We start from the raw sequence: 6,872 nt of genomic DNA on the forward strand, positions 1-6,872 counted from the left end.
TCACCCCTTTATAGGAAAAGGAGAACCGAAGCTCTCCCATTAGATTTTATGGACAAATTTCACAATACGAATGTTTTTGTTTTCATAGACACGGGTCCAGTTAGTCGCATTCTCCAATTCTGCGTTAGTTGGAGAAGATCCAGCAACAGCGGCATTGTTGAACTTTACGCCGCGTGGATGTAATAGAAAGTGTTGACGATTGATAAGGATATCATCGCCGGCTAGGCTGTCACGATCCGTCTCGGTTGGAACAGGTGCAGAACCGTTTCCTTGACCAATAGCGCCTTGACCAAACAAGTAAGTAGTATAAACATCAGCAGCAACAGGGCAACCATCATCTACAATCACACGTTTATTCATGTAACGAGGGAATTCAACTACCCCTTGAGAGTTAGGAATAAACTGGATCAGGTTTTGTTTTTGAAGAGCAGCATACACACTAGAATGCATAGCAACAGCCGTTAAACGATCAGCGGCATCACCTAGCTTTGTTACTGCATCAATAAAACCAGAACCGCTGATTTTCTCGGAGCCATCCACTGCAGCAGATACATCGTGAACGTTTCCAGCCATAGATGCAGAAGCAAATACTCCTTTTAGAATAGAGAGCAAAGTTTTTTGGCGCATACGAGCCCAATAGGAAGCCACTAGATCCCCAATCGCTCCCATTGGATCATCACCAGATAGAGCCTTTGCTAAATCATTAGTGCTCCACGCTTTACCACGCATTAAGAGTACAGCAACATCTTGTGCAGCAGTGATTTTCTCAGGAGTCAAAGCACCACTATCAGAAAGAACCTCATCAGAACCAGTTAGATCATTCCAGAAAGGCATATTGACGAGCTTACCGCCAGATGCTGCTAAACTGTCTAGGGAAGGATCTGGAACAATGATTCCGCTTTGAACAAGTGCGGATAGTTCAGCGGTTCTTTGGATTACATAAGGATTAAAAACTGATGGGACGATTACGTCCGCTATACGGGTTACTGCCATTTATAACACTCCTCTAGTTTTTTGCTTGAGCTTGTAGCGTTTTTGCCAGCTCAGGGTTTTCTTTTAACAGTTGTGCTTGCTTGGTTAAATTGAACGTTTCTTTCTTCCAAGGGTTGGATGTTTGTGTGCCAGTAGAAGTACTTTTATGTGGCTCTCGACTGTGTTGTTTGAATGTTTCTCCTACTGCGCCTTTGACCGCTTCACTCCACGCTTTTTCGAATGATTCTAGATTCGACTTGGTTCCCTCTTCGTTTTCTCCTACAAAAAAATCGACCAGGTTCGCGGGAAGTTTTTTCTCCAAAGCGTAATCCTTTGCCACAAGGCGTAGGCTTTCACGCTCTTTATCCCGTCTCATCTGCTCGACCTCTCGTCTTAGAGTATCTAACTCCAATTGTTCAGGCGTTTTTTCTGGATAACGTTGTTTTATTTCTTGGTCAATCAATTCCGGCATGGTTTTTTCTTTCCAAGTAGCTAACCCTTTGCTGAAATGACTATCCTTCTCGCTTTGGATCCACTTAGAAACGGCCTCGTCTTGGGCGGCCAGTCGTTTGACATCATCTAAGGTGATTTTCACCATTCCGGATAGTAGGTTTTGCACCTCTGTTGAATCTCGATTTGATTCTAAATATGCTTTTACTTGTTCGAAATCCATTTTTCATCCTCCGTTTTGCCCTTAGAGTACTCGCCTATAAGTGCAAATTTGTTTTTGTAACCTTATTTTCTATAGACTAGATAGGTAAGACTACCCCTAAACGTATAGAACACCTGCAATTAATGTCATCAGTGGGGTTGTTCATCATACCAGGAGCAAGACCAATCCCACCATTTACACTAATAAAGTTTGCATGTAGTGGAATTTCTGTTTTGTGTAGCTTTTTATGTGCTGGTCTGATCCTGCTATCCAATATCCCATCCCAGATTTTTGTGAGATTGAGGCCTTGCTGATTTGCTTGCATAGCTACATCCATACGAGCTTGATTTAGTAATCGATGGGCTTCTATTCGAGCAATAGACCGTATCTTTCTAGCGTCTTGGTCAATTGTTTTCTTTAAACGGTTCGATATTTGTTCAAAGGTATCCCTCGATTTAATCCCTTTGGAAATTTGCTTCTGGATCTCTGAGATAGATCTTTTCCTCATTCGCTCTAACCGTTGATCTAGTGTAAGATTCTCGATCTGTTTTTGAAGGATTTGATTTATATCAGCTTTACTCATCTTGATTTCGCTTATATTCAAGCTACTCGCGGTCTTTTGATATATCTGGTTGTAGATGTCAAATAGACCGTCTTTCAATTCTTTTTGGTTCTTCTTGTGAGCCTCATTCATATCTTTTGCGATAGTTTGTGTTAGGTTTTTCAACCGGTTATACTTCATCAGTTCATTTGATGTCTTTTCGCCATACTGCCCATACAATTGAGCCAATATTGACCGACTACGTTTCAACGAAAGGCTATAAGCGAGCAATAGAAGCAGGATCAATTCATTCAGGTTCGTTTCCGCTTCTTGTTCGGCTTGTATCTGTTCCTCCTCTAGACTCATCTTCTAACCCTCCTAAAGCATCTAATTCAATCGCTTCTCGTTCCATCATCTCCTTTTCAAACGCAATATCATCGACAAAAGAGAGTAATGATAAACGTGTTTCTTCGCTTACAAGACCTTTTAAAGTCGCTGATGTTTGTGCTTCATCTAGGAGATTCAATGGGAAATTCCGTTTGAACTGGAACCAAATATCTTTGTAATCAATTGATAATCCTTTCTTATTCCAAGCACTAACCAGCAACTTGAATTGTTGTCTGAGTGCAGCTGTAAACTTGCGCTCTGATGTGATGCATTTAGATTCTAAAGCGAATAGCTTAAACTTCATTGCAACACCGCTGATATTGCCCCCAAATTGCTCATCACTAAAGTTGACCGATTTAGAGAACCGAAGAATATTATCTTCTAGGCGGTTTAGATGGTTCTCTATTGCTGTGTCATTGATCTGTTTGGTGAGAAATTCGATCTTGGCACCTTCGGGGTTATCAATCCCAAATGCCCCAGTTTGTTTGCAAGCCTCTAACGTCTCAGCATCTGGAACCATGCCATAAAATAGCATGTAAGCCAAACGAAATGACTCAATCTCGCTGTTTACATCGGATAGGCTACGGTCATAGGCATCAATCAGAGAAAGAGCCTTTTCTACATCCCCCTGCTGCTCCTCGTTATTAAGAAACCCAATCAACGGGATACCGTCGAACATATGCGGCTTTGGATTGCTTGGCTCTGATTCATCCAGAACAAATACACCTTGATCCTCAATATAAAAGGTGACAGTCTGAGAGTCGTACCATTCTACTCTGATACGTTCCTCTGACTTGTCACCTTGTTTTACTGTTATTGGGTAATATCGCAGAGCATATTGGGGTTCGTTTATGCTCCTATCATAAACAAAGATGCACTCCCAAGGAGGAACATTCATGACACGCTCTCCTCCATCACTCCCTATGTATAAGAGCCGAGAACCCAGACCAGTTATAGCGGCCATCTTAGATGTTTCGCTGTCCAGATCTTCGATATTGTTCACGATGGAGAAATCCTGCAAGGTCTTGTCTGCTGGTTCTGCTCCTATTGCCTCCTGATCAACACTGTATACAATCGGTTTTCCCATGAAATACCCAGTCTTGGTGTCGATTATTTCACTGAAAAAGTCATTATTTAACTTGTTGTTGACCTTTTCATAGTCGGGTACCGGTCTTGAAAAGATCGGAACACCCTCAGAGCTTGCTTTGTATCGCTCATAGAGTTTTATCATGCGAGCACGATCTGCTGCATGACCAGAAATCAAATCTTTGATGATATCGCTGGTCACTTCGCCGTCAATCTGTCGTAAGTTGTAGAGTATTTCATCCATTTGTGACATTGGATCACCTCCTGTTAAAAGGGTTCTACTATTCAGACGAGAATTCACCAATGAAAGGCGGTGGGGAAATGTCTTCGTTTCAAGTAGATGATATTTGGTATGGGAAAACTGGTACACCGTATGAAAATGTAACCGCGATAATTCACGCAATCACGACAAGGAATGTGCAAGTAGTATTTGATCAGGTTGTTTCTGTTGACGGTTTGCAATTAGGTGGCCGAGTGTTCACCCAAAAGGAGTTTCAGCGTTTGTTTGATCATGGCCAGCAATTGAGTTTGTTTGATGATAATTAGCCCATGATTTACCACTTAACTTTGCAAGGTAAACTGTTAATATCTTCTCTGGAGGGATACTACATATGAGAAAATTAACAAAAGAAGAACAACGTGTATTAATTAGTTGCTTATTTAATAAAAAACACAGCAATAAAGAAGAGATTGAATTCATGAAAAAAGTCGACGACCACCTTGAATCTTCCAGTGCCAGTGAAAGCATTCAAAAAAGGAAAGAAGAAGAAAACACGTTAATTGATCAATTAATGGATCGATTAGCATATGTCGCTATCGATGAAGCTGCATATCTAAGACATAAAAAATAAAAGGTCACTTTATGTGATCTTTTTTTGTTTTGATGAGTTTTACACAATCAAATTCTGTTAAATTTGTCCCATTTAACCGTCCTCTATTGAGACATTTTCGACTTCCTGATATAATCAGAATTATAAGTGTCCCAATTAAATATCCCGAAATAGAGGTGGGAAAATGACCGTTTATGGTTATGCTCGTGTGTCTACTGACCATCAAGATATTAATTTACAGGTAGATGAGCTAAACAAATATGGTGTTGATGTTATTTATCAGGAGAAGGTCAGCGGAAAAAGCATTGACGATCGGCATGAGCTGAAAAAGTTAATTGATACTGTTCAATCAGGTGACAAGATCGTTTTCACCAAGTTAGACCGCTTTGCTCGATCTGTAATTGATGCCCGAAATATTGCTGAGTCGTTGCACCAAAAAGGAGTTGCAATGGTTGTATTAAACTTTAGTGGTATGCAAGTAGATGTTTCAACTCCTACAGGTAAACTCATGCTTACTATGTTCGCTGGCTTTGCTGAATTCGAGCGTGAGATCATGTTAGAAAGACAACGTGCAGGGATCGCCAGAGCCAAAGCCCAGGGCAAATATCAGGGACGAGTCAAGAAGTACCATGATAAACACAAAGGTATGAATTACGCTGTCAAACTAGCCAAAGAACGAGAACAAAACGGGATGTCTATCAAAGAAATATGTGAGATAACCCAAGTTAGCCGATCTGCCCTATATCGCGAACTAGAAAAGGGTACACAATCATGTTGAGGAGTAATCCAATTGTTTAAAATTGATATTCCCGAAGACGACTTTTCTTATAGCATTCATGATCATCTATGGATCAAAAGAAATAAGCCTGGTATATATCGTTTCTACGATAGGAAAGGCACTCTTCTTTACGTCGGGAAAAGCTCTAATATTCATAACAGAATCAAAGAACATCTTAATGTTAATAAGCCAGTATACAACCCTCTGTTTTTTGTAAAACATAACTTCTATGAGGTTAAAGGCTTTTTTGAGCCAAACAAAACCTTAAGAACTATTTATGAAGAATATCTTATTTACACACTACAACCAGCTTGCAATCGTAGACAAATCCAATACGAAAGCAACTATGAAAGCTATATTCATCCTGACTACTTAGAATTGTATAGATCTCTCTACCCCAACAAATAACCACCCCTGAGGTGGTCTTTTTTTGTCCTTTTTCTCCTTGCTGATGCGCTCTATAAACCATAGGAGAAGAGATGCACAAAAATGAACCCAGCGAGGGAAACATTTTCAATTCTCCTTTAAGACATTAGACCCACAAACAAAGGAGAGATTGAACATGAAATGGATATGGCGACTACTCGAGATCCTAATGACAGAGATACTGTCTAACATCGTGCAAAGCCTTCTCTAATATTGAAAACCACCCTCAGCGGTGGCCTTTTTTTATGTGTTCGGTGGCTCAGTCACACCATGTGCTACTGGTTGCATGTGGTCCCCTCCCTTTTGTATCTTTTCTCGTACACACTCAATGTAGATCAGCGCATCAGTCAACTCCTCAGCTAAGTGATCCAACCATTGTCCTATATCTAGATTGTTGGGATTGACTGTCTCCCCATACTTTTTGATCCCCTTGATCTGTTGGGTAATCACCCTTTGTATAATTGGGTTCCCTCGGATCTCTTCCATCATCCAACCATCCCCTCCTCCTTATAGTCGGTTGACTGCTTTTAGTTTGTTGGATGGCTTTCTAAATGGCTCAATTGAATATCTAAGTGCTGCCATTGCATCATCAAATACCTCGACAGGCTCATCTAGGTATATATTCATCTTCTCGTCTTTCTTCCATTTCCATTGCTGGATCTCTTTTATGGTGTTAATGCAAGAAGGGTGAATATGAATTGTCATCTTCTTTAATACATCAATCTGAGCATTAACACTACCAGGATTCTTTACAACAGGTCTTGCCTTATATCCGGCTTTTCTCCACATCTTGATCCTGTCAGGCTCGGCAGAATCGCAATACATGGTCAGCCTTTTATCTAATTGTTTCCGCTCTGCTAGTTCTATGATCTCTCCAGTGTCCATCTCGTGCACGTATATCTCATGACAGATATAAAGTTCACCATCTTTAAAACCTACTGTCAGAATAGCGTTGGCGTGGTTGAATCCAAAGTCTTGCCCATATAGCATCGTATCGAATCGCTCAAAGGATGTATCAAATTCATGCACTCGGTAATTCTTGAGAATCACACCACCAAGCTCTCCCCAATCGCCTACTTTAAATGTTGCAGGTATACCGCTTCCGCATACCCTCTATATGTTTCCATATAGATCAGACTATATCTTCATCTAGGCAAGAAAAAAGAGAGCCTAGATGCTCCCCGTTTCGAGTTCGCTTGA

Annotated in this window: 10 protein-coding genes; 4 read left to right on the forward strand and 6 right to left on the reverse strand. The window is 40.7% G+C overall.

All coding sequences use genetic code 11. The features are described from left to right. Positions 1 to 39 precede the first annotated feature (39 nt). From VJ09_RS00275 to VJ09_RS00290, 4 genes are all read right to left on the reverse strand, one after another. A complete protein-coding gene (locus VJ09_RS00275; protein ID WP_044639739.1) occupies positions 40 to 993 on the reverse strand; it encodes a major capsid protein in 954 nt (317 codons plus the stop codon). A gap of 13 nt (positions 994 to 1,006) precedes the next feature. Next, entirely contained in the window at positions 1,007 to 1,645 is a 639-nt protein-coding gene (locus VJ09_RS00280; protein WP_044639740.1) for a DUF4355 domain-containing protein, read from the reverse strand. Positions 1,646 to 1,721: 76 nt separating this feature from the next. Next, the gene (locus VJ09_RS17370; protein WP_052807141.1) at positions 1,722 to 2,531 is read right to left on the reverse strand and encodes a phage minor head protein; all 810 of its coding nucleotides are present in this window, start codon (positions 2,529 to 2,531) and stop codon (positions 1,722 to 1,724) included. Further along, positions 2,473 to 3,882 carry a phage portal protein gene (locus VJ09_RS00290; RefSeq protein ID WP_044639755.1) on the reverse strand — a complete coding sequence of 470 codons (1,410 nt, stop codon included), beginning with the start codon at positions 3,880 to 3,882 and terminating at the stop codon, positions 2,473 to 2,475. The genes VJ09_RS17370 and VJ09_RS00290 overlap by 59 nt, the downstream gene beginning before the upstream one ends. Before the next feature lie 77 nt (positions 3,883 to 3,959). Between VJ09_RS00290 and VJ09_RS00295 the strand changes: the two genes are divergently transcribed. The 4 genes from VJ09_RS00295 (at position 3,960) to VJ09_RS00310 (ending at position 5,654) form a co-directional block, all read left to right on the forward strand. After that, on the forward strand, positions 3,960 to 4,184 hold the full coding sequence (locus tag VJ09_RS00295) for a hypothetical protein (RefSeq protein ID WP_147635395.1): 225 nt from the start codon (positions 3,960 to 3,962) through the stop codon (positions 4,182 to 4,184). 65 nt (positions 4,185 to 4,249) lie between these two features. Then, complete coding sequence (locus VJ09_RS00300; protein WP_044639742.1) at positions 4,250 to 4,489, forward strand: hypothetical protein; 240 nt, start codon at positions 4,250 to 4,252, stop codon at positions 4,487 to 4,489. Positions 4,490 to 4,652: 163 nt separating this feature from the next. After that, complete coding sequence (locus VJ09_RS00305; protein ID WP_044639743.1) at positions 4,653 to 5,246, forward strand: recombinase family protein; 594 nt, start codon at positions 4,653 to 4,655, stop codon at positions 5,244 to 5,246. Between the two features lie 12 nt (positions 5,247 to 5,258). Then, positions 5,259 to 5,654 carry a GIY-YIG nuclease family protein gene (locus VJ09_RS00310; protein WP_044639744.1) on the forward strand — a complete coding sequence of 132 codons (396 nt, stop codon included), beginning with the start codon at positions 5,259 to 5,261 and terminating at the stop codon, positions 5,652 to 5,654. Between the two features lie 261 nt (positions 5,655 to 5,915). Here VJ09_RS00310 and VJ09_RS00315 read toward each other — a convergent pair whose 3' ends face one another. Together VJ09_RS00315 and VJ09_RS00320 are read right to left on the reverse strand one after the other, a co-directional pair. Then, positions 5,916 to 6,161 (reverse strand): hypothetical protein, encoded by a 246-nt coding sequence (locus tag VJ09_RS00315; RefSeq protein ID WP_044639745.1) that lies wholly within the window; start codon positions 6,159 to 6,161, stop codon positions 5,916 to 5,918. 18 nt (positions 6,162 to 6,179) lie between these two features. After that, entirely contained in the window at positions 6,180 to 6,722 is a 543-nt protein-coding gene (locus tag VJ09_RS00320; RefSeq protein WP_230199064.1) for a terminase large subunit, read from the reverse strand. Positions 6,723 to 6,872 lie beyond the last annotated feature (150 nt).

Origin of the sequence: Risungbinella massiliensis (assembly GCF_000942395.1) — a bacterium.
GTDB lineage: Bacteria > Bacillota > Bacilli > Thermoactinomycetales > Thermoactinomycetaceae > Risungbinella > Risungbinella massiliensis.